At 54.2% G+C, this 23,868-nt stretch carries 23 protein-coding genes; 8 read left to right on the top strand and 15 right to left on the bottom strand.

Annotated features, from left to right (window positions below; all coding sequences use genetic code 11):
• The first annotated feature begins 25 nt into the window (after positions 1–25).
• Together OGV69_RS24915 and OGV69_RS24920 are read left to right on the top strand one after the other, a co-directional pair.
• On the top strand, positions 26–1,990 hold the full coding sequence (locus OGV69_RS24915) for a type VI secretion system Vgr family protein (RefSeq protein WP_069324765.1): 1,965 nt from the start codon (positions 26–28) through the stop codon (positions 1,988–1,990).
• Entirely contained in the window at positions 1,990–2,511 is a 522-nt protein-coding gene (locus tag OGV69_RS24920) for a toxin-antitoxin system YwqK family antitoxin (RefSeq protein ID WP_069324766.1), read from the top strand. The genes OGV69_RS24915 and OGV69_RS24920 overlap by 1 nt, the downstream gene beginning before the upstream one ends.
• A 21-nt stretch (positions 2,512–2,532) precedes the next feature.
• On the opposite strand, the gene nrdG is transcribed toward OGV69_RS24920, so the two are convergent.
• The 5 genes from nrdG to treR form a co-directional block, all read right to left on the bottom strand.
• Entirely contained in the window at positions 2,533–2,997 is a 465-nt protein-coding gene (gene nrdG / locus OGV69_RS24925; RefSeq protein ID WP_069324767.1) for an anaerobic ribonucleoside-triphosphate reductase-activating protein, read from the bottom strand.
• A gap of 120 nt (positions 2,998–3,117) precedes the next feature.
• A complete protein-coding gene (gene nrdD / locus OGV69_RS24930; protein ID WP_038636715.1) occupies positions 3,118–5,256 on the bottom strand; it encodes an anaerobic ribonucleoside-triphosphate reductase in 2,139 nt (712 codons plus the stop codon).
• A 409-nt stretch (positions 5,257–5,665) separates the two neighbouring features.
• Entirely contained in the window at positions 5,666–7,318 is a 1,653-nt protein-coding gene (gene treC, locus OGV69_RS24935) for an alpha,alpha-phosphotrehalase (protein WP_069324768.1), read from the bottom strand.
• A 49-nt stretch (positions 7,319–7,367) separates the two neighbouring features.
• Entirely contained in the window at positions 7,368–8,786 is a 1,419-nt protein-coding gene (gene treB, locus OGV69_RS24940) for a PTS trehalose transporter subunit IIBC (protein ID WP_038636721.1), read from the bottom strand.
• Positions 8,787–8,942: 156 nt separating this feature from the next.
• Positions 8,943–9,890, bottom strand: coding sequence for a trehalose operon repressor TreR (gene treR / locus OGV69_RS24945; RefSeq protein WP_038636723.1), 948 nt, complete (start codon positions 9,888–9,890; stop codon positions 8,943–8,945).
• A 190-nt stretch (positions 9,891–10,080) separates the two neighbouring features.
• Here treR and mgtL point away from each other — a divergent pair, with 190 nt between their 5' ends.
• The 5 genes from mgtL (at position 10,081) to OGV69_RS24965 (ending at position 16,229) form a co-directional block, all read left to right on the top strand.
• On the top strand, positions 10,081–10,134 hold the full coding sequence (gene mgtL / locus OGV69_RS25245) for a mgtA regulatory leader peptide MgtL (protein WP_223229530.1): 54 nt from the start codon (positions 10,081–10,083) through the stop codon (positions 10,132–10,134).
• Positions 10,135–10,278: 144 nt separating this feature from the next.
• Positions 10,279–12,987 carry a magnesium-translocating P-type ATPase gene (mgtA, locus tag OGV69_RS24950; RefSeq protein ID WP_069324770.1) on the top strand — a complete coding sequence of 903 codons (2,709 nt, stop codon included), beginning with the start codon at positions 10,279–10,281 and terminating at the stop codon, positions 12,985–12,987.
• Positions 12,988–13,362: 375 nt separating this feature from the next.
• The gene (locus tag OGV69_RS24955) at positions 13,363–14,340 is read left to right on the top strand and encodes a TRAP transporter substrate-binding protein (RefSeq protein ID WP_069324771.1); all 978 of its coding nucleotides are present in this window, start codon (positions 13,363–13,365) and stop codon (positions 14,338–14,340) included.
• A 62-nt stretch (positions 14,341–14,402) separates the two neighbouring features.
• Complete coding sequence (locus OGV69_RS24960; protein WP_038636733.1) at positions 14,403–14,912, top strand: TRAP transporter small permease; 510 nt, start codon at positions 14,403–14,405, stop codon at positions 14,910–14,912.
• A 30-nt stretch (positions 14,913–14,942) separates the two neighbouring features.
• The gene (locus OGV69_RS24965) at positions 14,943–16,229 is read left to right on the top strand and encodes a TRAP transporter large permease (protein WP_003839607.1); all 1,287 of its coding nucleotides are present in this window, start codon (positions 14,943–14,945) and stop codon (positions 16,227–16,229) included.
• Between the two features lie 91 nt (positions 16,230–16,320).
• Here OGV69_RS24965 and ridA read toward each other — a convergent pair whose 3' ends face one another.
• The 5 genes from ridA to pyrL form a co-directional block, all read right to left on the bottom strand.
• A complete protein-coding gene (ridA, locus tag OGV69_RS24970; protein WP_000047544.1) occupies positions 16,321–16,707 on the bottom strand; it encodes a 2-iminobutanoate/2-iminopropanoate deaminase in 387 nt (128 codons plus the stop codon).
• 76 nt (positions 16,708–16,783) lie between these two features.
• Positions 16,784–17,245, bottom strand: a complete 462-nt coding sequence (gene pyrI, locus OGV69_RS24975; protein ID WP_069324772.1) for an aspartate carbamoyltransferase regulatory subunit — start codon at positions 17,243–17,245, stop codon at positions 16,784–16,786.
• 13 nt (positions 17,246–17,258) lie between these two features.
• Positions 17,259–18,194, bottom strand: a complete 936-nt coding sequence (gene pyrB / locus OGV69_RS24980) for an aspartate carbamoyltransferase (protein ID WP_038636743.1) — start codon at positions 18,192–18,194, stop codon at positions 17,259–17,261.
• Between the two features lie 2 nt (positions 18,195–18,196).
• A complete protein-coding gene (locus tag OGV69_RS25250; RefSeq protein WP_106875647.1) occupies positions 18,197–18,250 on the bottom strand; it encodes a pyrBI operon leader peptide in 54 nt (17 codons plus the stop codon).
• The gene (gene pyrL, locus OGV69_RS24985; protein WP_003025819.1) at positions 18,231–18,332 is read right to left on the bottom strand and encodes a pyr operon leader peptide; all 102 of its coding nucleotides are present in this window, start codon (positions 18,330–18,332) and stop codon (positions 18,231–18,233) included. The genes OGV69_RS25250 and pyrL overlap by 20 nt, the downstream gene beginning before the upstream one ends.
• Here pyrL and OGV69_RS24990 point away from each other — a divergent pair.
• The gene (locus OGV69_RS24990; RefSeq protein ID WP_087857458.1) at positions 18,312–18,434 is read left to right on the top strand and encodes a hypothetical protein; all 123 of its coding nucleotides are present in this window, start codon (positions 18,312–18,314) and stop codon (positions 18,432–18,434) included. The genes pyrL and OGV69_RS24990 overlap by 21 nt on opposite strands.
• Here the strand turns inward: OGV69_RS24990 and OGV69_RS24995 are convergent.
• The 5 genes from OGV69_RS24995 to arcA all read right to left on the bottom strand — a co-directional run bounded on the left by OGV69_RS24995 (position 18,431) and on the right by arcA (position 23,736).
• Entirely contained in the window at positions 18,431–18,910 is a 480-nt protein-coding gene (locus OGV69_RS24995) for an arginine repressor (RefSeq protein ID WP_038636746.1), read from the bottom strand. The two genes, OGV69_RS24990 and OGV69_RS24995, sit on opposite strands and share 4 nt — an antisense overlap.
• A 144-nt stretch (positions 18,911–19,054) precedes the next feature.
• On the bottom strand, positions 19,055–20,458 hold the full coding sequence (locus tag OGV69_RS25000; protein WP_038636748.1) for a YfcC family protein: 1,404 nt from the start codon (positions 20,456–20,458) through the stop codon (positions 19,055–19,057).
• A 55-nt stretch (positions 20,459–20,513) separates the two neighbouring features.
• Complete coding sequence (argF, locus tag OGV69_RS25005; protein ID WP_069324773.1) at positions 20,514–21,518, bottom strand: ornithine carbamoyltransferase; 1,005 nt, start codon at positions 21,516–21,518, stop codon at positions 20,514–20,516.
• Positions 21,519–21,573: 55 nt separating this feature from the next.
• Positions 21,574–22,506, bottom strand: coding sequence for a carbamate kinase (gene arcC / locus OGV69_RS25010; RefSeq protein ID WP_038636753.1), 933 nt, complete (start codon positions 22,504–22,506; stop codon positions 21,574–21,576).
• A 9-nt stretch (positions 22,507–22,515) separates the two neighbouring features.
• On the bottom strand, positions 22,516–23,736 hold the full coding sequence (gene arcA, locus OGV69_RS25015; protein ID WP_038636756.1) for an arginine deiminase: 1,221 nt from the start codon (positions 23,734–23,736) through the stop codon (positions 22,516–22,518).
• Positions 23,737–23,868: the final 132 nt, after the last annotated feature.

Below are 23,868 nucleotides of genomic sequence, written 5' to 3' on the forward strand. Positions count from 1 at the left end.
GCTATCGTTGAAAAAGGACTTCCCCATGCCCGATACCACTATCATCAAACTCACCGCCCCAACCCTGACCGGCCTAACCGCCACAACAGCGCAAACCGAATCCCAACTTAACGGCCTGACCACCGCCACCGTCGCGGGAACCACCTCCGCGCCGTTAACCTTAGACAGCGCGCTGGCAACCCATCTTACCGCGACAATCAATAATGCCGACTACGACGGGCTGATTGCCGAAGCGCACCAGCTTCCGGCGACCAGCAATGCCGATCGCTACCAGTTTGTGCTGCGCCCGTGGCTGTGGTGGCTGACACTTGCCAGCAACAACCGTGTGTTTCAGAACCTCAGCGCGCAGGAGATCGTCGAGAAGGTGTTTAAAGACGCCGGGTTTAGCGACTACAAATTTCAACTGAAAAGCAAACCGGCGAAGCGTGAATACTGCCTGCAATACAACGAAAGCGATTTTAATTTTGTCTCGCGGCTGCTGGAGCAGGAGGGGATTTTCTGGTTCTTCACCCACGCAGCAGGCAAGCATACGCTGGTGCTGGCGGATGATAACAGCGCCTTCCCGCCGATACCTGGCGATAAAAAGGTCAAGTATCAGGCCGCACAGAGCGGCGCGCGGGAAACCGGCATGATTCGTTCGGCGCAGCTGCGTTTGCAGACCACCACCCAGGGCTTCCAGAGCAGCGACTATAACTACGAGCAGCCAAAAGCCGCGCTGTTTGCCCAGGCCGGGGAGAAGAAGGGCGAGATGCAGTATCAGCATCCGGGGCGTTTTAGCGTTAAAGCCGAAGGCGACGCGCTGACGGCGTGGAAGGTTAACGCCCTGAAAGCGCAGGCGAAACAGCTGGTCGGTGAAAGCGACTGCGCGGCGTTGATGGCCGGGCACTGGTTTACGCTAACCGATCATGACGACAAATCTCTGAACATCGACTGGCTAATCACCGCCGTTAGCCACGAGTACGACGGTGAACGCTATCGCAACCGCTTCACTGCTATTCCAAAGGCCACGCCGTATCGCCCCCTCGCCGTGACGCCACAGCCCTTTATGCATACGCAAACGGCGACGGTGGTGGGTAAAAGCGGCGAGGAGATCTGGACCGACAAACTTGGTCGGGTGAAGGTGCAGTTCCCATGGGACAGAGAGGGCAAAAGCGACGAAACCAGCTCCTGCTGGCTGCGGGTGGCGACGGCGTGGAGCGGCAACGGCTTCGGCGCGCAGTTTATCCCGCGCATCGGTCAGGAAGTGGTGGTGAGCTTTATCGACGGCGACCCGGATAAACCGCTGATTACCGGCTGCGTCTACAACGGCGCGAATGCGCTGCCGTACGCACTTCCGTCGAACCAGACCCAGTCGGGCATTAAAACCAAAAGTGAAAAAGGCTTCAACGAACTACGCTTCGACGACAAAAAAGATGCCGAGCTGCTGGCGATGCAGGCGCAAAAAGACTTCCAGCTTACCGTGCTCAACGACAGCAAAACGACTATCAGCCATGACGACATTCAGAACGTCAAAAACGACCGCACGCGTACCGTTGAAGAGGGCAACGAAACCGTCACCCTAAAAAAAGGCAATCGTGCGGTGAAAATCGAAAAAGGCAGCGACACACTGGAGGTAAAAGAGAAGCGCAGCGTGACGGTGAAAGGCGATCAGGAGCACGTCATCGACGGCAACGAGACGCATAAGGTAAAGGGCAACTACACGCTGAACGTCGATGGCAACCTGACGATTAAGGTCAGCGGTACGCTAACTCTCGAGAGCGGTAAAACGTTGGACATCAAGAGCGGGTCGGGTCTTAACGCCAGCGCGTCGGGCAGCATGAAGCTGGATGCCACCAGCATAGCCAGTGAAGCGAAAGCCTCGCTGACCCAGAAAGCCGCAACCATCAGCCACGAAGCAAAAGCCACGCTCACCAGCAAAGCCAGCGCGACCCAAACGGTGGATGGTGGCGGGGTGCTGATGATTAAAGGTGGCCTGGTGAAGATTAACTGATGAGCGATACGCAGGAATATCACCTGGATAACACCCTGCTACGGGCAAATCTTGCGAACGACCAGCTAAACGGTGAGACGAGAATTGAAGAGAACGGACGCCTGCTGGCAGTTTTGCGATATCAACAGGGGGCGCTGCATGGGGTAATGGAGCGCTGGCATCCTAACGGTCAGCTAGCTATGCAGCAGGCGTATCGTGAGGGCAGGCCGGACGGTATTGCTCGTTACTTCTCGGAAAACGGCGAGCTACTGCGAGAAGAGCAGTGGCTTGACGGCCTGCTGCACGGCGAATGCCGCAGCTTTTATCCTTCCGGGCAGCTACAGCAGCGTGAGCAGTGGAGTCAGGGGTTGCGTCACCAGCTCAGCGAACAGTTCTATCCGGACGGCTCGCTTGCCCAGCGTCTCTGTTACGAAAAGGGGGTACTGAAAGGGGAAGCGGAGCGCTGGCTGCCGGATGGGCGTGCCATTGATGCCCGTGGTAAAGCGCAATCGCGAATGAGTAAATGGACGGAGAGGCTGTGAACACGCCTCTCCTGAGTGATTTTATCGCAAATGATGCACGACCTGGTTGCTGCTACCGCGCCAGATCAGCGCCGGGTCTTTGAGGTCCTGCACAAATTTGCCATCAACCAGCACGTTGATGAGATCCACCACCTGCATCTGTGCGGCGTTGAGTTCATCGAGCTTGTAGCCGGTCCACACCCAGATATCTTTCCCCGGACACTCAGCGCGAATACGTTGCACCAGTTGCAGAATATCCGGCACGTTCTGCGGATGCAGCGGATCGCCGCCCGACAGCGAAATTCCCTGACGGTGAATACGCGTGTCGTTCAGATCGGCAATGATCTTATCTTCCATCTCTTTGGTAAACGGCTCGCCGGAATTGAGCCGCCAGGTGCTTTTGTTATAGCAACCGGGGCATTCGTGCACGCACCCTGACACAAACAGGGTGCATCGGGTTCCTGGGCCGTTGACGATATCGACAGGATAGTATTGATGGTAGCGCATAGAGGATGTCCAGAAAGCATGTAGGCCGGATAAGGTGCTTGCACCGCATCCGGCAACATTGTGATGCCTGATGGCGACGCGATTGCGTCTTATCAGGCCTACGGCCTTTGCAAACGGATATTAACCGATCTGCCCATTGCCTAAATGCTTAACGCGGCGCTTCACTTCTTCCTGCTTACCGGCGTTAAACGGACGTGCGTCCGGGCTGCCTAAATAACCGCACACGCGGCGCGTGACCGACACGCGCGCGGCGTCGTGGTTACCACATTTCGGGCAGGTGAAGCCTTTACTGGTGCACTCGAACTCACCGGTAAAGCCGCACTCGTAGCATTCATCGATTGGCGTGTTGGTGCCGTAATACGGCACGTGCTGATAGCTGTAATCCCAAACGTCTTCCAGCGCTTTCAGGTTGTGCTGAATATTCGGGTACTCGCCGTAGCAAATGAAGCCCCCGCTCGCCAGCGGCGGGTACGGCGCTTCGAAATCGATCTTGTCGTACGGGTTCACCTTTTTCTCCACGTCGAGGTGGAAGCTGTTGGTGTAGTAACCTTTGTCGGTTACGCCCGGCACCACGCCAAACTCGGCGGTATCCAGACGGCAGAAGCGGTCACACAGGTTTTCACTCGGCGTGCTGTACAGGCTAAAGCCATAGCCGGTCTCGTCTTTCCACTGATCGACCGCCTGACGCAGACGTTCCACAATGGCGATACCTTTGGCGCGCAGCTGCTCGCTGTCATAGACATGTTTGTCGCCAAACAGCGCGTTGATGGTCTCATGAATGCCGATGTAGCCCAGAGAGATAGAGGCGCGACCATTTTTAAAGATCTCAGACACGTCATCGTCCGCTTTCAGACGCACGCCGCAGGCACCTTCCATGTACAGAATGGGCGCAACGCGGGCTTTTACGCCTTCCAGACGCGCGATACGGGTCATCAGCGCTTTACGCGCCAGCACCAGACGGTCGTCGAGCAGTTTCCAGAAGGTGGCTTCATCGCCATGGGCTTCCAGCGCGATACGCGGCAGGTTGAGGCTGATAACGCCGAGGTTGTTGCGACCATCGTGAACCTGTTCGCCGTTCTCGTTTTCCCAGACGCCGAGGAAGCTGCGGCAGCCCATTGGCGTTTTGAACGAACCGGTGACTTTGACCACCTGATCGTAGTTCAGGATGTCCGGGTACATACGCTTGCTCGCGCACTCCAGCGCCAGCTGCTTGATATCGTAGTTCGGATCGCCAAACTTGTGGTTCAGACCATCGCGAATCGCGAACACCAGTTTCGGGAACACCGCGGTTTTACGGTTTTTACCGAGGCCAGCAATGCGGTTACGCAGAATAGACTGCTGGATCAAACGTGATTCCCAACTGGTGCCCAGGCCAAAACCAAAGGTGACGAACGGCGTCTGACCGTTGGCGGTATGCAGGGTGTTCACTTCATACTCTAGGGACTGGAATGCGTCGTAGCACTCTTTCTCGGTACGGGAATGGGCATAACCGTCGGCGTCCGGGATCTGCCATTCTTCAGCGGTTTTGCGATGTTTATTAAAGCTCTCGGTCACGAACGGCGCGAGAACTTCATCAATACGGTTAATGGTAGTACCGCCATAAATATGGCTGGCAACCTGCGCGATAATCTGCGCGGTCACGGCGGTCGCGGTAGAGATGGATTTTGGCGGCTCAATCTCCGCGTTACCCATCTTAAAGCCCTGCGTCAGCATGCCTTTCAGGTCGATCAGCATGCAGTTAAACATCGGGAAGAACGGCGAGTAGTCGAGATCGTGATAGTGAATATCACCACGCTCGTGCGCCTGGACAACATCACGCGGCAGCAGGTGTTGGCGCGCATAGTGTTTGGCGACGATACCGGCCAGCAGGTCGCGCTGGGTCGGAATCACTTTGCTGTCTTTGTTGGCGTTTTCGTTCAGCAGAGCAGAGTTGGTTTGCTCAACCAGACCACGAATTTCCTGGTTCAGACGGCCACGTTTTTCACGCTGGATATCACGGTCGTGGCGATATTCGATGTACGCACGGGCGAGTTGTTTGTACGGGCCAGACATCAGCTGGTTTTCTACCGCTGTCTGGATCTCGTTGATATCGACCTGGCTGCGCTCATTCATCAGGCTACTAACGACTTCTGCGACGGTGGCACAGTAATCTGCGTCATCGACTCCCGCTGCTTTAGCTGCACGCAGAATGGCTTCTTTGATGCGCTCTGATTTAAACGGCACTTTACAGCCATCTCGTTTCATCACATGCGGTGTCATGATCACTCCATATTTATAAGAACAGGTTATCCACAGAGGTTGGGGAAGCGACCATGGCTTTATTCATCTCTATTGCCAATGACTTCCCGCAATCCTGACCCACGTTATCCACAATTCCACCGTGAAGCGGTGCATTGTAGTTGTAGCAATTATAGGCGATTAATACAACATATTGGGTCGGCGTGCATTTTAAGTTCTATATGTAGTGATTTGCATCAAGGATGTTTACGATTTTTTTGATGTAGCGCAAAGTAAAAATCGGAGCGTACAGATGACGGGCGCTACAGCCGATTGTAAATTACCCCTGGAAAATTCTGATTAATTATTCAGCAAAAACAGGAAGGTAAGCTGAGCGTAGGCGACAACGCCCGGCCACGCTATGCGTACCGGGCCTGAACATCATTGCAAGCTATTTTTGCACCCACCAGACGGCTTCAAAAGGGCGCAGCGTCATGTCAACGGGTTGGCTGGCGACCTCGGCATAGTTGTGCATCAGCACCTGCCAGTTTCCGTCGGCATGCGTCGGTTGCCAGTTCTGGAAGGTATCGCTCAGGTTGGCTATGACCAGCAGCCGCCGTCCTTGCCATTCGCGCTGATAACACCATACGTGTGGGCTGTCTGGTAACAGATCCTGGTAATCGCCCCAGGTGATAACCGGCTCCGTTTTACGCAGGGCGATCAGCTTCTGATAGGTGTAAAACACAGAATCAGCATCATCAAGCGCCGCTGCAACGTTGATCTCGGCTGCGTTGTCACACAGATTGATCCACGGCTCGCCCGCGGTGAAGCCCGCGTGTTGGCTGGCATCCCACTGCATTGGCGTGCGGCTGTTATCGCGGGATTTACTGGCGAGGATTGCCAGCAACTCTTCGGCATCGCGTCCCTGCCTGTTCAGTTCGGCGAACATGTTATGGCTTTCTACATCGCGGTAATCAGTAATCTGGCGGAAGTGCGGGTTGGTCATGCCAATCTCTTCCCCCTGGTAGATATAGGGCGTACCCTGCATACCGTGCAGCACCATCGCCAGCATTTTGGCGGCGGGCACACGGTATTTCCCTTCATCGCCAAAACGCGACACGATGCGCGGCTGATCGTGGTTACACCAGAACAGCGCATTCCATGCGACGTTGTGCATGCCCTGCTGCCAGTGGCGGAACAGAGTTTTGAGCGCCACGTAGTCCGGTTTGGCTAACGTCCATTTTTCACCGTTGGGGTAATCCACCTTCAGGTGGTGGAAGTTAAAAGTCATCGACAGTTCGCTACCGTCCAGCGCGGCGTATTGCTGACAGTTTTCCAGCGTGGTGGAAGACATTTCGCCGACCGTCATCAGGCTACGTGGGGTGAAAACGTCGCGGTTCATCTCGCGTAAAAACGCATGCGCGCGCGGACCGTCGGTATAAAAACGGCGGCCATCGCCGTCGGGATCGTTCGGGAAGTCCTGATCTTTGGAGATAAGATTGACTACGTCGAGGCGCAGGCCGTCCACGCCGCGATCGGCCCAGAACTCGCACACTTTTTTCAGCTCGGCGCGTACCGCCGGGTTTTGCCAGTTCAGGTCGGCCTGCTCCGGGGCAAAGAGATGCAGATAATACTGCTCGCTTTCGGCGTGCCAGCCCCAGGCGCTGCCGCCAAATTTTGACTGCCAGTTGTTCGGCGGGGTGGTCGGTTCGCCGTCGCGCCAGAGATAAAACTGACGATACGGGCTGTCTTTATCCAGCGCCTCACGAAACCAGGCGTGCTGGGTTGAGGTGTGGTTAAACACCATATCCAGAATAATGCGTATGCCGCGCGCTTTCGCCGCTGCTACCAGTTCGTCAAAGTCTGCAAGCGTGCCGTAAGCCGGGTCAACTGACATGTAGTCGGCGACATCGTAGCCGTTATCAACCTGCGGCGAAATGTAGAACGGCGTCAGCCAGATAGCGTCCACGCCCAGCTTTTGCAGATAGCCGAGGCGCTGCGTTACGCCGCGCAAATCACCCGTGCCGCTGCCGGTGGTGTCCTGAAAACTCTTGGGATACACCTGATAGATAACGCCGTTTTGCCACCAGTGTGGAATATTCATTGCTGTTTCCTGGAGATACGATGGGGCGCAACTGCGCCCCGAAGAAAAGTTACACAATCTGTAATGTGCCCTGACGGTATTTACGCTGGTAGACGAATGAGGTCAGTACCATCGGGATAACGATCGCGATGACCATCGCCATGCCAAACACCTGCCAGTAAGTCGGCTGAATGGAGAGGATTCCCGGCAGGCCGCCGACGCCAATGCCGTTCGCCATCACGCCGTTCAGGCCGCACAGCAGACCGGCGAGACCGGAGCCGATCATCGCGCACAGCATCGGGAAGCGGTATTTCAGGTTGATCCCGTACATCGCCGGTTCCGTTACCCCGAGATAAGCCGAGATCGCCGCAGGTACTGATATTTCGCGTTCATTGTGTTTGCGGCTGGAGATAATGATGCCGACCACCGCAGAAGCCTGAGCGATGTTTGACAGCGCAATCAGCGGCCATACCGGCGTACCGCCCATGCTCTGGATCATCTGCATGTCGATAGCCAGCGTGGTCTGGTGTACGCCGGTGATCACCAGCGGCGCATACAGGAAGCCGAACAGTGCCGCGCCAATCGGCGCAAAGCTGCCGGTCATCAGATGACGAACCGCGAACGCCACGCCGTCGCCGATCATGCGGCCAAACGGACCGATAAAGGCGTGCGCAAGGAATACCGCGAGGATCAGCGAGCACACCGGGACGATCACCAGATACAGATAATCCGGGACGATGCGTTTCATGCGCGTTTCAATAAATCCAAGCGCCAGACCAGCCAGCAGTGCCGGGATAACCTGCGCCTGGTAGCCCACTTTCTCTATGCTGAACAGGCCGAAGTTCCACACTTCCGGCACCTGTTGACCGAGCAGATAGGCGTTCATCAGCTGCGGCGAAACCAGGGTCACACCCAGCACAATACCGAGGATCGGCGTACCGCCCATTTTCTTCACCGCTGACCAGCAGATCCCGACAGGCAGATAGAAGAAGATCGCTTCGCCAATCAGCCACAGGAAGTCGTAGAGGGTTTTCAGCGACGGATGCATCTGCGCCAGCGTCTGGCCGTTACTCATTGGCAGATCGCCGATCACATTGCGAAAACCTAAGATCAAGCCGCCGCTAATCAGCGCTGGCAGCAGAGGGAAGAAGATCTCTGCAAAATGAGAAATGAGCTGTTCATGCCACTTCATGTTCTGCCGCGCGGCTTTTTTCGCCTGCTCTTTGTCGGCACTGGCCTGGCCGGTGGTCGCCAGCAGCGCTTTGTAGTAATCGCCCACCTCGGTACCAATCACCACCTGAAACTGCCCGGCGTTGGTGAAGCAGCCTTTGACCATCGGTAACTGCTCTATCTCTTTTGGCCTGGCATTCGCAGGCTGATTCAGCACAAAACGCAGGCGAGTGATGCAGTGGCTCACCGTAGCGATATTGTCGCGCCCGCCTACCAGCTCAATCAGCCGGTCGATGTCTGCTTGTTTTATTTTGCTCATGATGACGTGTATTCCCCGTAGGCCGGATAAGACGCGTTAGGTCGCCATCCGGCAACTCCCGCGTTGTTGGCGCAAGAGTATATCTTCGATGAATATTTAAAAACGGGAACGTTCCCGAAACGCAGCGAAGATCACAAATTAGCGCTCAGAAAGCGATCAGGCGAGGGTGGAGGGAATAACGATTTGTCGCGGTTCGCTACGGCCGTTGATCTGCTCGATCAGCTGCGAGGCCGCTTGTCGTCCGGCTTCAGCGTAACCGGGATCGACGGTGATAATTTCCGGATGGAGGAATTTCATTAGCGGTGTGTTGCCCACACTCGCCAACTGCAGATTATCAATCCGCTGCTCCTGCAGATATTTGCTGACCCCAAGGGCAAGGGTATCCGTCGCGCAGACTAAGGCGGTGGTTTCCGGGGTGATGACATTGGCGGCCTGCTCATAGCCCTGCTTCATGGCCAGGCCCGGTAGTGCGGCAACCGGATGCAGTTTGTGTTTCTTACAGAATGCCAGGTAGGCTTCATGACGGCGCTTACCGGTGGTCACGTCGCTATGGGGGACGCCAAGAAAGCTAATATGGCGGTGGTCGCGATCGTATAAACGCTGCATCAGGGTATGAATAGCGCCCTCATCGTCATAGCAGACGGAGGCAAAGCCTTTGGCATCTCTGGCCAGCAGCACCAGAGAATCCTGCCAGGAGGTGAGCATCGTTTCGGTAATGCCGGTAAAACCAAACAGCACCACACCGTCAATATTACGGCGTCTGAGCATGCCCAGATGTTCTTCGACCAGTTCAGGCGAGAACTGGCTTTCCATCATGATCGGATCGTAACCCTGTTCATAAAAAGCGGGCAGCATGGTCTGCACGGCGAGATTTTCTGAAAGAGAATCCAGGCGCGTGACGATAATCGCCACCACCTTGTCGCTTTGCCCACGCATGGCGCGTGCGGAGCGGGAAGGGGAAAAACCGTGCTGATTCATCACCGCTTCGACGCGTTCACGGGTACGTTCGCTGACGCCGCTTTCGTTGTTGAGAACGCGGGAAACCGTGGATTTCCCCACGCCGCTTAAGCGGGCGATGTCTTTAATGGTCAGCCGATTTTGCATCCTGTTTTCCCGTGTCGCGTGTGAAGTTATGCCAAAAGAGAATAACTTTACTCAAGCACAGTGCAATGGGCAAAGTCTGGTATACGTTTGGTTTAGTTTCTATGCTTTATCATACCGCCATAATTGCCACAAACCTTATGGTTTTCTGCGTATAATCCGCAGCGCTTATCATTCACTTACCGGAGGCTATATGGATCCCGATCCCACCCCTCTCCCGAGACGGAGAAACACAACTTTCCGGTAAGCCTGTCTTTCACTGTCTTACCGGATGCGTAAGACAGTGACGTTCTGACGTCCCTGTTGTGATTTTAAAATTGCCATCAGGCAAGGCTTTGCCACGCCTGAAAGATTTACTGCGCCTGTTAAGACTGGCGCAGGGGGACTGCCTATGTTCAAAAATATGACTCGCCAGCTGTTTGCCCGGCTTAACCGCCATTTACCACATCGTCTGGTGCATCGCGACCCGTTGCCCAATGCGCAGACCGTTGCCAGCACACCGATCCCGCCCTCGCTGAGCGAACATTGCCTGAAAATGGCGCTGATGGACGAAGCCGCGCTGTGGAAAACGTTTGGCGCACACCCGGAAGGATTAAACGCCGCAGAGGTCGAGAGCGCCCGCGAAATCCATGGCGAAAACCAGTTGCCGGCGCAGAAGCCGTCGCCGTGGTGGGTGCATCTGTGGGTCTGCTACCGCAATCCGTTTAATATTCTGCTGACCATTCTTGGCGCCATTTCCTATGCCACTGAGGATCTGTTTGCTGCTGGCGTAATCGCGCTGATGGTCGCCATCTCGACGCTGCTGAATTTTGTGCAGGAGGCGCGTTCCACCAAAGCGGCAGATGCGCTAAAAGCGATGGTCAGCAACACCGCCACGGTGCTGCGCGTTATCAACGAAAAAGGCGAGAACGGTTGGGTTGAACTGCCGATTGACCAGTTGGTACCCGGTGATGTCATCAAGCTGGCGGCAGGGGATATGATCCCGGCGGATTTACGTATCGTCCAGGCGCGCGATCTGTTTGTGGCGCAGGCTTCGCTGACCGGTGAATCGCTGCCCGTGGAGAAAGTCGCAACCAGCCGCGACCCGCAGCAAAGCAACCCGCTGGAGTGCGATACTCTGTGCTTTATGGGGACCAACGTGGTGAGCGGCACGGCGCAGGCTATCGTGATTTCGACCGGAGCCAATACCTGGTTCGGGCAACTGGCGGGGCGCGTCAGCGAGCAGGAAAGCGAGCAGAATGCCTTCCAGAAAGGGATCAGCCGCGTCAGCATGTTGCTGATCCGCTTTATGCTGGTGATGGCGCCCATTGTGCTCATCATTAACGGCTATACCAAAGGCGACTGGTGGGAGGCGGCGCTGTTTGCGCTGTCTGTTGCGGTGGGGCTGACCCCGGAAATGCTGCCGATGATCGTCACCTCGACGCTGGCGCGCGGGGCGGTGAAGCTGTCTAAACAGAAAGTCATCGTCAAGCACCTTGATGCCATCCAGAACTTTGGCGCGATGGATATCCTGTGCACCGATAAAACCGGGACCCTGACGCAGGATAAAATTGTGCTGGAGAATCACACTGATATCTCTGGAAAACCCAGCGAGCACGTTCTGCATTCCGCGTGGCTGAACAGCCATTACCAGACCGGGCTGAAGAATCTGCTGGATACGGCGGTACTGGAAGGCGTGGATGAGGAGTCTGCCCGCCAGCTTTCTACCCGTTGGCAGAAAATCGATGAGATCCCGTTTGATTTTGAACGTCGCCGCATGTCGGTGGTGGTGGCGGAAGAAACGGATGTGCACCACCTGGTGTGCAAAGGCGCGCTGCAGGAGATCCTCAGCGTCTGCACCCAGGTGCGCCACAACGGCGAGATTGTCCCCCTGGATGAGGGCATGCTGCGTCGGGTGAAACGCGTTACCGATACGCTGAACCGCCAGGGGCTGCGCGTAGTGGCGGTGGCCACCAAGTACCTGCCCGCGCGTGAAGGTGATTACCAGCGTATTGATGAGTCGGATCTGATCCTCGAAGGCTATATCGCGTTCCTCGATCCGCCGAAAGAGACCACCGCGCCGGCGCTGAAGGCGCTGAAAGCCAGTGGTATTACGGTGAAAATTCTCACCGGCGATAGCGAGCTGGTGGCGGCAAAAGTGTGCCATGAAGTGGGGCTGGATGCGGGCGATGTGGTGATTGGCAGTAGCATTGAAGGATTAAGCGATGACGAACTGGCAACGCTTGCTCAGCGCACTACGTTGTTTGCCCGCCTGACGCCGATGCACAAAGAGCGCATTGTCACGCTGCTCAAGCGTGAAGGCCACGTGGTTGGCTTTATGGGCGATGGCATCAACGACGCCCCGGCGCTGCGCGCGGCGGACATCGGTATCTCTGTTGATGGCGCGGTCGATATTGCACGTGAAGCGGCGGATATTATCCTGCTGGAAAAGAGCCTGATGGTGCTGGAAGAAGGGGTGATCGAAGGACGCCGTACTTTTTCTAACATGTTGAAGTACATCAAAATGACGGCCAGTTCTAACTTCGGTAATGTGTTTAGCGTGCTGGTGGCGAGCGCCTTTTTACCGTTCCTGCCGATGTTGCCGCTGCACTTACTGATTCAGAACCTGCTGTATGATGTATCCCAGGTGGCGATTCCGTTTGATAACGTCGACGAAGAGCAGATCAAAAAGCCCCAGCGTTGGAATCCCGCCGAACTGGGCCGCTTTATGATCTTCTTTGGGCCGATCAGCTCGATCTTTGACATTCTGACCTTTTGCCTGATGTGGTTTGTCTTCCATGCCAATACGCCAGAGCATCAGACGTTGTTCCAGTCGGGCTGGTTCGTGGTGGGCCTGCTGTCGCAAACGCTGATTGTGCATATGATCCGTACCCGTCGCGTGCCGTTTATCCAAAGTCGCGCCGCATGGCCGCTGATGCTAATGACGCTGGTCGTGATGGTGGTGGGCATTGCATTGCCGTTCTCGCCGCTGGCCAGCTATCTGCAATTACAGGCGCTGCCGCTGAGCTACTTCCCGTGGCTGATTGCGATTCTGGCGGGCTACATGACATTGACCCAATTAGTGAAAGGTTTTTATAGCCGTCGCTACGGTTGGCAGTAAACATCAAACTTCTCAGCAGGATGGTGTAAATACCATCCTGCATTTCTCTTTTTCATTCGAAAGATATTCTCGCGAAATAGTAGTGTTTTATTTTTATTGAAATGCTAACTGAGAGAATTAGTATCAAATCGCCTTCTTTGCGTTGTTTTTTTATCAATAAAACGATCTGCGTTGCAAAAATGAAACACTGTGCTAAAAATTATTAGCATCTGCGATTTTTTGTGAACGCAGTCATCGAAATAAATTGTTACACCAGCTAGTCTGCGCAGGTAACGTCGTTAAGAAAGTTTCTCGCTGCCCGTTTTAATTCCGGCAGTCATTTGCTCTGCAAGCTATTCCTGTTAATGGATATTATGAACTTCTGGAGAAGGACAAATGAAACTGACAAAAAACCTGTTAAGTCTGTGTATTGGCGCGTCCGTATTACTGGCGAGTCATGCAACGCTGGCACAAACTTTTCGCGCCGCGGATGTGCATCCGGCTGATTACCCGAACGTCGTCGCAGTGAAACATATGGGGGAGAAACTCAGCGCCGCGACCGATGGCCGTCTGGAGATTAAAACATTTCCAGGTGGCGTGTTAGGTGATGAAAAACAGATGATTGAGCAGGCGCAATTAGGCGCTATCGATATTATTCGCGTCTCAATGACGCCTGTTGCCGCTATTCTTCCTGAAATTAACGTATTTACCCTGCCGTATATCTTTCGCGATGAAGACCATATGCATAAGGTCCTTGACGGCATGATCGGTCAGGAGATTGGCGACCGCCTGACGGCCAATACGAAATCGCGGCTGGTATTCCTGGGTTGGATGGACGCCGGGACGCGCAACCTGATTACCAAAAATCCGGTGGTGAAACCGGAAGATTTACACGGTATGAAAATCCGTGTTCAAGGGAGTCCGATAGCGCTGGATACCCTAAAAGCGATGGGGGCTAACGCCATCGTGATGGGCGTCAGCGAAGTGTTTAGCGGTATGCAGACCGGCGTTATTGATGGTACGGAAAATAACCCGCCAACATTTGTTGCGCACAACTATTTACCGGTCGTTAAAAACTATACCTGGAGCAAACACTTTATTATTCCTGAGCTTTTTCTGTTTTCCAAAGCCAAATGGGATAAATTGAAAAAAGAAGACCAGGAACTCATTATTAAGCTCGCCAAAGAAGCGCAGGTTGAACAACGCAAACTTTGGCAAGAATATAATGCGAAATCTCTGGAAACTATGAAAGCCAATGGCGTTCAGTTCCACGATATTGATACGGACTATTTCTATAAAGCCACGCAGTCAGTGCGGGATAATTACGGTAAAGACCACCAGGATTTGATCAAACGTATTCAGGATGTGAAGTAATTCATCAGGCGGAGGGGAGCAATCCTCTGCCTGAGTCTTTTGATTAATTCGAGGTGATAATTATGGGTGAATGCTATTCATCGGTAATGGATTTTCTTTATCGGGTCTCTATGTGGATTGCTGGTGTCGCATTATTGGTTATGGTCGCCATTATCCCTATTGGCATATTCGCACGCTATGTCCTGAACAATGCCCTGTCATGGCCTGAACCGGTCGCCATTCTTTGTATGGTGACGTTCACCTTTATTGGCGCGGCGGTGAGCTATCGCGCAGGTTCGCATATCGCGGTGAGCATGGTGATTGACCGTCTGGGGGAGTCCGCCCGTCGTTACTGCTCGATTGTCGCAGATATCATGTTGGTGGCGATCAGCCTGTTTATTCTCTGGTATGGAATCAATCTGTGTCTTGAGCTGTGGGACCAGCCTGTCGCGGAATTCCCGCTTTTAAGCGCCGGGCAAAACTATCTGCCGTTGCCGATTGGCTCCGCCATCACGCTGCTGTTTATCGCAGAAAAGATTTTCCGCGGCCCGCAATATCAACGTCCCGTTGTCATGCTGGGTTCAACCAGCTAGTTACCGCCCCCATTTCATTAAGGAAAGCAGATGGATGCATTTATTCTCGTCTTTACGCTTGGCATTATGCTGGCGATTGGGGTACCGGTAGCGTACGCGGTTGGCATTAGCGCCATCATTGGAGCCTGGTATATTGATATTCCGCTGGAAGCCGTGATGATCCAACTGACCAGCGGAGTAAACAAGTTTTCGCTGCTGGCGATCCCATTCTTTATTCTGGCCGGGGCAATCATGGCGGAAGGCGGGATCGCGCGCCGCCTGGTGAATTTTGCCTATATTTTCGTTGGCTTTATCCGCGGCGGGCTGTCGCTGGTAAATATCGTCGCCTCGACCTTTTTTGGCGCAATTTCAGGATCGTCGGTGGCCGATACCGCTTCTATCGGTTCAGTGATGATCCCGGAGATGGACAAAAAAGGCTATCCGCGCGACTTTGCCGCGGCGGTAACCGCCAGCGGCTCGGTGCAGGCGATCCTCACGCCGCCCAGCCATAACTCGGTTATCTACTCGCTGGCAACGGGCGGGACGGTGTCGATTGCCGCGCTGTTCATCGCCGGGATCCTGCCGGGCCTGTTGCTGAGCTTTAGCCTGATGGTGATGTGCGTGGCTTTTGCCCATAAACGCGGTTATCCAAAAGGGGAGCGCGTACCGTTTCGCCAGGCGCTGAAGATTTTCGTCGATACGCTGTGGGGATTAATGACGGTGGTGATCATCATGGGCGGGATCCTGTCAGGTATCTTTACCGCAACGGAATCCGCGGCGATTGCCTGTCTTTGGGCCTTCTTTGTCACCATGTTTATCTATCGTGACTATAAATGGTCTGAGCTGCCGAAGCTGATGTTCCGCACGGTGAAGACGGTCACTATCGTGATGATCCTGATAGGCTTTGCCGCCGCGTTTGGGGCCGTCATGACCTATATGCAGTTGCCGATGCGGATTACCGAAGCCTTCACCAGCATCTCGGATAACAAATATGTCATCCTGATGTGCATTAACATCATGCTGCTGCTGATCGGTACGCTGATGGACATGGCGCCGCTGATCCTGATCCTGACGCCAGTGCTACTACCGGTGACCAACGCGCTCGGCATTGATCCGGTTCATTTTGGTATGATCATGCTGGTGAACTTAGGGATTGGCCTGATTACGCCGCCGGTGGGTTCGGTGCTGTTTGTGGCCAGTGCGGTAAGTAAGCAGAAAATCGAGCAGGTGGTGAAGGCGATGCTGCCATTCTACCTCGTGCTGTTCCTGGTGCTGATGCTGGTGACATACATTCCGGCGATTTCGCTGTTTCTGCCGAAACTGTTTGGCGTGATGTGATAAATGCCCGGTGGCGCTCGCGCTTACCGGGCCTACAAACTACGCTTGCATAGGCCGGATTACGCGAAGCCGCCATCCGGCACAAGGTGGTTTAGCGACGAACGGCGATCGCTTCAATCTCGATTTTCACGTCTTTCGGCAGACGAGCAACTTCCACGCAAGAACGCGCCGGGAAGGTCGCGTTGTGCTCGGTGAAGAACGCTTCGTAGGTGGCGTTGACGGTAGCGAAATCGTTCAGGTCTTTCACGAAGACGGTCGTTTTAACGATGTCGCCCACTTTCAGACCTGCTGCTTCAACGATAGCTTTTACGTTTTCCAGCGACTGACGCGCCTGAGCGGACACGTCTTCCGCTACGGCGCCGGTTTTCGGATCGACCGGGATCTGACCGGAAGTGATTACCATGCTACCCAGGTCAACACCCTGTACGTATGGGCCGATTGCTGCTGGTGCATTTTCCGTCGCGATAGTCTTGCTCATGATTTCTCCTGAATTACAGCGGTAATAGAATGTTCCCGCTCATTATAGGGAGCAGGGATCTCATAACCAACCCTAATTAGTTGGCCAGCACCACATAATGCGAAAACTCTTTTTCACAGTATTTGCATTTGAGTGCGATGTCATCAGCACGCTTTTTCACTGCAAAACTGGAAGAAACCGGCTCAGCATGACTGATGCAGTTGCTGTTCGGGCACACCAGCACGTTGTCGATGCGCTCTGGCAGACTCGGACGTGATTTACCCACCACGTCGTAATTATCAATGCGGTTCACCGTTGCCTGCGGCGCATACAGAGAGAGCTGGTTAACCTGCTCGTCGGTCAGGAAGGTATTTTCAATTTTAATCAGGTCTTTACGACCCATCTCACCGGACGGCAGATTCAGACCGATGGTGATTCGCTGGTCGGTTTCTGTCAGCTTGAACAGCGTCAGTAATTTAAAACCAACCTGTGCGGGAATATGGTCAATCACGGTGCCACGTTTGATGGCTTCAACCTGCAGTTTGTTATCGTGTGTCATCTCTTTTTCTCCCTTACAGTGCCAGTTCGCTATTCAGTACCAGTGCCAGTAACGCCTGGCGGGCGAAGATGCCGTTGCCAGCCTGCTGGAAATACCAGGCGTGCGGCGTCTTATCGACGTCGGTGGTGATTTCATCAATACGCGGCAGCGGATGTAGTACCTTCATATTGGCTCTGGCGCCGTTCAGGTCGCTGGCGCGCAGGACAAACTGTGCTTTCACGTTGGCGTATTCGGATGGGTCCAGACGCTCTTTTTGTACGCGGGTCATGTAGAGGATATCGACTTCCGCCATCACCTCTTCGATAGTGCCATGCAGGCTCCAGGCGATGCCCTTTTCAGTCAGCATATCCAGAATGTACTGCGGCATGGCCAGCGCATCCGGGGCGATGAAGTAGAAGCGGTTGCCTTCAAACTTCGCCAGCGCCTGGGTTAAAGAGTGGACGGTGCGGCCATATTTCAGATCACCCACCATGGCGATTTGCAGATTGTCCAGGCGGCCCTGTGTCTCCTGAATGGTAAACAGATCCAGCAGCGTTTGGGTTGGATGCTGGTTAGAGCCGTCGCCCGCGTTAAGAACCGGAACGTTACCAGAGAATTCTGTTGCCAGACGCGCGGCGCCTTCCTGCGGATGACGCATGACGATGGCGTCGACATAGGTGCTGATGACGGAAATGGTGTCAGCCAGCGTTTCGCCTTTTTTGCCCAGAGACGTGTTGCTGCTGTCAGAGAAACCTACCACACTGGCGCCCAGACGGTGCATAGAAGTTTCAAAGGATAGACGGGTGCGGGTGGACGCCTCAAAGAAGCAACTGGCGATGACCTTATGCTTTAACAGCTCCGGTTGTGGGTTCGCTTTTAATTTCGCCGCCGTTGCGAGGACCAGATTGAGGTCATCGCGGCTGAGGTCGTTTATGGAAATGATGTGTTTTTGATAGAGCGGGTTAGCCATGTTTATCTCCTGACGCCTGGGCAAAAAAAAAGCCCCTCAATTGAGGGGCTCGGAATGGGTGATCAACGGAAAGAAAAACGGCAGGCCAGCGTCCTTTTTCAGACGCGGTAAGACAAAATGTCGTACACACTGAACCATACATCCTCCCGGCAAATTGTCCGCGATTATACTCAGCTACGTTATGGGATCAAGCGAAAAATGCACGATTTATTCATCGCAAACGGTTCTTCTGAATTTTAATTCATTTTAAAGAGATAATTAATCTGCTTGTGAACCAGGCCCGTTCGCTGCACGACGCGCGGCGCGACCCAGACGATACTGCTGCCGGCAATGACGCCCAGAATTTCCGGCAAGGCGTGATAATCGAGGATTCTGGCAACCGCGCGACCATATCCTGCAGCGGTGTGAATGAGGATAAACTCGCTATTGTGTTCTATGCTGACCACCATTTCAGCGATCGATCGCGCCGCATCAGGAGCGGGTCGTGACTGAGGATTGACAGAATAAATTTTTTGCCCTTTTGTATTTCTTATTTTTATGGCCCCAAGCAACTTCAGCAAACGAGACACCGTCGACTGACTAATACTGGTAAAGCCGTGGCTTTGCAGATCGCGGCGCAGCGCTTCCTGGGACAGGTAGCTTTTTTCGCTAATCAGGCGCTGACACATCGCCAGCTGTTTTTGCTCTTTGGCAGAGTAATCATCGAATTCCTTCATAAAATCACCTTATATTTCTTATCTGTATCAATGCGATGGCGAAATTCACCACATTTGCAGTATCAATAACGGCTCAAACGGGCGGTTGTGCAGAAAAACGAGAGAACGATCAAAAAAGCCGTCGGATACCGACGGCTAAAAGAGCTACAGCATCGCGCCGATACTCAGGACGACCATGTTCAGTAACGTCAAAATAAGCAGTAACGGAGCGACCCATTTCAGGTAACGCACATAGGGAACGCGCGCGATGGCCAGTCCCCCCATCACAACCGCAGAGGTGGGCGTAATCAGATTCACAATGCCGGAAGCGGATTGATACGCGGTGACGACCAGATCCCTCTGTACATGCGCGAAGTCGGCCAGTGGGGCCATAATGGGCATGGTGAGGACCGCCAGCCCAGAGGACGATGGGACCAGGAAGGAGAGCAACACTTCCAGCCAATAGGTCACATTGATGAAAATGGTGGTGGAAAGGCCGGAGACTATATTTTCGGCGCTGTGCAAAATGGTGTGAGTGATCATGCCGTTATCCATCACCACGACGATGCCGCGCGCAATACCGATAATCAGCGCCACGCCAAGCAGATCCCGCGCACCGTCAATGAACGTACTGGTAAATGCCTCTTCACTCATGCGGGCGATTACGCCGACGATAATCGCAGCAGCCAGAAAGACAGCGGATATTTCTGCCATCCACCATCCGAGTACCGCCACCCCATAGATCATTACCGCAAAGGCGGCGGCGAAAATCAGCAGGATCCATTTCCGTGTTGCCGTGAATTCCAGATTGGTATTGGCGCGACTACCGAGAAAATGGGCGCGGTTTTCCTCCATTTTATCCGCCACGATAGACAGCTCAGGATGGCTGCGAACTTTCCGGGCATAGCGCATGACCCACACCACGCAGATCACATAGCCGACGACCAGCAGCAGAATGCGCATCAGCATTCCCTGGGTGAAGGGGATCCCGGCCGCGTTGGCAGCGATAACCGTTGCGAACGGGTTAATGGTCGAACCGAGTGTGCCGATACCTGCGCCGAGCAAAACGGTCGCAGCAGCGACCAGTGGATCAAAGCGGGCCGCCATCATTACCGGGACGAGCAGCGTGTAAAAAGGTAGCGACTCTTCCGCCATTCCGTAAATCGTACCTCCGGCGGCGAAAAGTCCCATCAGGATGGGGATCATCCACTCTTCTTTGCCGTTAAGCCTGACCGTCACGCGTTCGATACCGGCGTCGATGGCCCCCGTTTTGTTTACCACGCCGAGAAAACCGCCGATGATCAGGACAAACAGCGCCACATCAATGGCGCCGGCGGTGTAGGTCTCGTGATTATAAAGACCGTCAATTGGCGCCAGCAGTACAGCGGTAATACCTTGTGGATGCGCCTCTGTGGGGGCATAAGTCCCGGCAACCGGCACTTCTTTACCCAGGGTCGCATTCATCGCCATCTGGTATTTCCCTGCCGGGACAATCCAGGTCATAACAGCGACGAGTGCAATAAGAATAAACAGGATGGTATACGCGCTGGGAAATTTGAATTTGCCCATGATGTTCTCCGGATAGCTCGGGCATATGCCGTCAGGCGACATATGCCCGCAGGGGTTAGTCGCCGAGTGTCGCTACCATGACCGCTTTGATGGTATGCATCCGGTTTTCTGCTTCGTCGAAGACGATGGAGTGTGCTGACTCGAACACCTCTTCCGTGACCTCAAGCCCTTTCAGGCCGTAAGCCGCTTCGATTTCACGCCCAACTTTGGTGTGTTCGTTATGGAAGGCGGGCAGACAGTGCATAAATTTCACATGGGGGTTGCCGGTTGCGTTGATGACTCGCTGGTTAATCTGGTAAGGCGTCATCAGGCTTACGCGTTCTGCCCATGCCTCTTTGGGTTCGCCCATGGAGACCCAGACATCGGTATAGAGGAAATCCACGTCGTAAACGCCTTCCTCAACGTCCTCTGTGAGCGTAATGCGCGCGCCTGTCACGCTGGCGATTTCACGGCATTCGGCAACCAGCGTCTCATCCGGCCAGAAGGATTTAGGGGCGACGAGGCGGATGTCCATCCCCATTTTCGCCGCGCCAACCATCAGCGAATTACCCATGTTATTGCGGGCGTCACCGAGGTAGGCGAAGCTCAGTTCAGGTAAGGTTTTGCCCGGCGCGTGTTCCAGCATGGTCATCAGATCCGCAAGGATCTGCGTAGGGTGAAATTCGTTGGTCAGTCCGTTCCATACCGGAACACCGGCGAACTGCCCCAGTTCTTCGACGATCTCCTGGCCATATCCGCGATATTCGATACCGTCGTACATACGGCCTAACACGCGGGCGGTATCTTTCATCGATTCTTTGTGACCAATCTGTGAGCCGCTTGGGCCGAGATAGGTCACCTGCGCGCCCTGATCAAAAGCGCCAACTTCAAAGGCGCAACGGGTGCGGGTTGAGGTTTTTTCGAAGATGAGCGCGATATTTTTACCGACCAGCGTCTGTCTTTCGCGTCCGGCCTTTTTCGCCGTTTTTAATTCGATAGCCAGATCGATCAGGTACTGGATCTCTGCCGGGGTATAGTCGAGCAATTTAAGAAAATTGCGATTTTTTAAGTTAACAGTCATCAGAATGTCCTTATGTAGGCCGGATAAGGCGCAGTCGCCCATCCGGCAAAATGGGTCATGCGTCGTAAGCAATGGTTTCGGGCCGAATCAATGTGCCTTTCTCTCCCGAGAGAATGGCCGGACCGTCGGCCAAGGAGCCGATGCCTGCTATCCCCTGGCATTGAGAGACAAAATTCGCGCAGGCGGTAACTTTCGGCCCCATAGAACCGGCGTCGAACTGCATCTCGCCGAGTATTTCGGGGGTGACCTGAGCCAGAGGGCGCTGGGTGGGTTTGCCCCAGTCGAGGTACACCGCGTCGGCATCGGTCAGGATGAGCAACGCATCAGCATGAAGCTGGCTGGCGAGTAGGGCGGCGGAGAGATCTTTGTCGATCACGGCTTCAATGCCGTGGTAGCCATCGGCTTTTTCCACGACCGGCACACCGCCGCCGCCATTGCAGATGACCAGATGATCGCGGGCGATCAACGCCTGGATCGCGTCACTTTCAACAATACGTTTGGGCTGCGGAGAGGGCACAACGCGACGGAACGCTTTACCATCGGCTTTGAAAACCCAGCCTTTTTCCACCTGTAATGCACTGGCCTGGGTTTGGTCGTAAATGGGGCCGATATATTTGGTGGGATTGCTGAAGGCTGGATCGTGGGCATCGACTTCAACCTGCGTCAGCAGGACGCTAATTTCTCGCTGTGGAAGCTGGTTTTTCAGCGCCTGTTGCAACATATAGCCAATCATTCCCTGACTTTCCGCGCCGAGAATGTCGAGCGGATAGGGGGTGACGCTGGCGTAAGCGCTGTTTTGTAACGCCAGCAGTCCAACCTGTGGGCCATTGCCGTGTACCAGAATCACACGCCACTGTTGCGTAAGCCGGGCGATGGTTTTTGCCGCCAGCTCAATATTCTTACGTTGGATGTCTGCTTCCAGCGGCTCGCCGCGTTTGAGCAGCGCGTTGCCGCCCAGAGCCACAACCAGGGTCGGTTTATTTTCCATGACGTCTCCTTAAATACCGTCGCGTTCCAGTGGGCAGCTCATGCAGCGCGCGCCGCCGCGTCCGCGTCCAAGTTCGTCGCCAGGAATGGGTAAAACGGTGATGCCGGCTTTGTCGTATTTCTCGTTGGTCCAGATATTGCGCTCGTAACCCACAACCACGCCGGGACGTAGCGTCAGGACGTTGTTGGCGTCATTCCACTGTTCACGTTCGGCTTCGAAGGCGTCACCGCCGGTGGTAATCAGGCGAATTTGATCGAGCCCCAGCGCTTTTTCCAGCGCATGAACCAGCGTACTTTCCTGCGTCCGTTTCAGGCCGCCGCGCCCGTCTGGCGTCAGAGTCCAGCACTGCACGTCCGGGCGCACCACTTCCGGGTAGACAGAGAAGGTATCGATATCAATGTGGGTCATCACCGTGTCGAGATGCATACAGGAACGATGCTTAGGCAGTTCGACCGCGATGACGCGCTCTGCCTGGCGATGCTTGAAGAGTGATTGGGCAAGGAACTCGATTCCTTGTGGCGTGGTGCGCTCAGACATGCCAATAAGTACCGCACCGCGACCAATGACCAGCACATCTCCACCTTCTAATGTGGCGTGGTCGTAATTAATATTTTCATCACCGAAATATTTAATAAATTCACCATCGGCAAATTGCGGGTGCCAGCGGTAAATCGCCCGCAGATTATTAGTTTCTCGTTGCCGGGCGGTTTTAGCCATCGGATTAATCGACACGCCGTTATATATCCAGCAGGAGGTGTCGCGGGTAAATAAATGATTGGGCAATGGCTTCATAATAAAATCATTAATATCATGAGTATCCACCACCATATTTTTTATAGAGGCAGGGATTTCGCCATAGGTCAGCCCGCCGCTTAAATGCCGTGCCAGTTCCCGGTGCTGCATGTCCGCAAGCCAGGCGCGGACATCGGCGGCGAAAGTGGGTCCAAGGCGATAATCAGAAATTTGCGTATCCAGCAGCCAGCTTTTAGCGTCGGGAATATCCAGGGTTTGTGTTAATAAATCAGTGAGTAACAGAACCTCAATTCCCTCCTGGCGCAGCGTGTTGGCGAAAATGTCGTGCTCTTCACCTGCACGTTCTACCGAAAGCACATCATCAAAAAGCAGCTCCTGACAGTTGGATGGCGTCAGCCTTTTTAAGCTGAGATTAGGGCGATGCAGCATCACGCTACGTAATTGACCGATTTCAGAACCGACATAATGCTTTTCCATCATTATTCCTTTAATTCGATTTTAAAAAATAAAGAGGAGATGGCTGCAAATGCAATTTATTGCAGTCATGATTTTTCAGCTGATTTCAGAATCTATATTTAGATCTTATTTGATACGGAAACGTGATTTGTT

The sequence above is a fragment of the Citrobacter sp. Cc139 genome, from assembly GCF_030334645.1.
GTDB classification, from domain to species: Bacteria; Pseudomonadota; Gammaproteobacteria; order Enterobacterales; family Enterobacteriaceae; genus Citrobacter; species Citrobacter werkmanii.

Excerpts from the sequence above, each read along its gene's own strand:
- OGV69_RS24915 (WP_069324765.1), top strand. The coding sequence starts at position 26 with ATGCCCGATACCACTATCATCAAACTCACCGCCCCAACCCTGACCGGC.
- OGV69_RS24920 (WP_069324766.1), top strand. The coding sequence starts at position 1,990 with ATGAGCGATACGCAGGAATATCACCTGGATAACACCCTGCTACGGGCA.
- nrdG (WP_069324767.1), bottom strand. The coding sequence starts at position 2,997 with ATGCGCTACCATCAATACTATCCTGTCGATATCGTCAACGGCCCAGGA.
- nrdD (WP_038636715.1), bottom strand. The coding sequence starts at position 5,256 with ATGACACCGCATGTGATGAAACGAGATGGCTGTAAAGTGCCGTTTAAA.
- treC (WP_069324768.1), bottom strand. The coding sequence starts at position 7,318 with ATGAATATTCCACACTGGTGGCAAAACGGCGTTATCTATCAGGTGTAT.
- treB (WP_038636721.1), bottom strand. The coding sequence starts at position 8,786 with ATGAGCAAAATAAAACAAGCAGACATCGACCGGCTGATTGAGCTGGTA.
- treR (WP_038636723.1), bottom strand. The coding sequence starts at position 9,890 with ATGCAAAATCGGCTGACCATTAAAGACATCGCCCGCTTAAGCGGCGTG.
- mgtA (WP_069324770.1), top strand. The coding sequence starts at position 10,279 with ATGTTCAAAAATATGACTCGCCAGCTGTTTGCCCGGCTTAACCGCCAT.
- OGV69_RS24955 (WP_069324771.1), top strand. The coding sequence starts at position 13,363 with ATGAAACTGACAAAAAACCTGTTAAGTCTGTGTATTGGCGCGTCCGTA.
- OGV69_RS24960 (WP_038636733.1), top strand. The coding sequence starts at position 14,403 with ATGGGTGAATGCTATTCATCGGTAATGGATTTTCTTTATCGGGTCTCT.
- OGV69_RS24965 (WP_003839607.1), top strand. The coding sequence starts at position 14,943 with ATGGATGCATTTATTCTCGTCTTTACGCTTGGCATTATGCTGGCGATT.
- ridA (WP_000047544.1), bottom strand. The coding sequence starts at position 16,707 with ATGAGCAAGACTATCGCGACGGAAAATGCACCAGCAGCAATCGGCCCA.
- pyrI (WP_069324772.1), bottom strand. The coding sequence starts at position 17,245 with ATGACACACGATAACAAACTGCAGGTTGAAGCCATCAAACGTGGCACC.
- pyrB (WP_038636743.1), bottom strand. The coding sequence starts at position 18,194 with ATGGCTAACCCGCTCTATCAAAAACACATCATTTCCATAAACGACCTC.
- OGV69_RS24990 (WP_087857458.1), top strand. The coding sequence starts at position 18,312 with ATGTCGTACACACTGAACCATACATCCTCCCGGCAAATTGTCCGCGAT.
- pyrL (WP_003025819.1), bottom strand. The coding sequence starts at position 18,332 with ATGGTTCAGTGTGTACGACATTTTGTCTTACCGCGTCTGAAAAAGGAC.
- OGV69_RS24995 (WP_038636746.1), bottom strand. The coding sequence starts at position 18,910 with ATGAAGGAATTCGATGATTACTCTGCCAAAGAGCAAAAACAGCTGGCG.
- OGV69_RS25000 (WP_038636748.1), bottom strand. The coding sequence starts at position 20,458 with ATGGGCAAATTCAAATTTCCCAGCGCGTATACCATCCTGTTTATTCTT.
- argF (WP_069324773.1), bottom strand. The coding sequence starts at position 21,518 with ATGACTGTTAACTTAAAAAATCGCAATTTTCTTAAATTGCTCGACTAT.
- arcC (WP_038636753.1), bottom strand. The coding sequence starts at position 22,506 with ATGGAAAATAAACCGACCCTGGTTGTGGCTCTGGGCGGCAACGCGCTG.
- arcA (WP_038636756.1), bottom strand. The coding sequence starts at position 23,736 with ATGGAAAAGCATTATGTCGGTTCTGAAATCGGTCAATTACGTAGCGTG.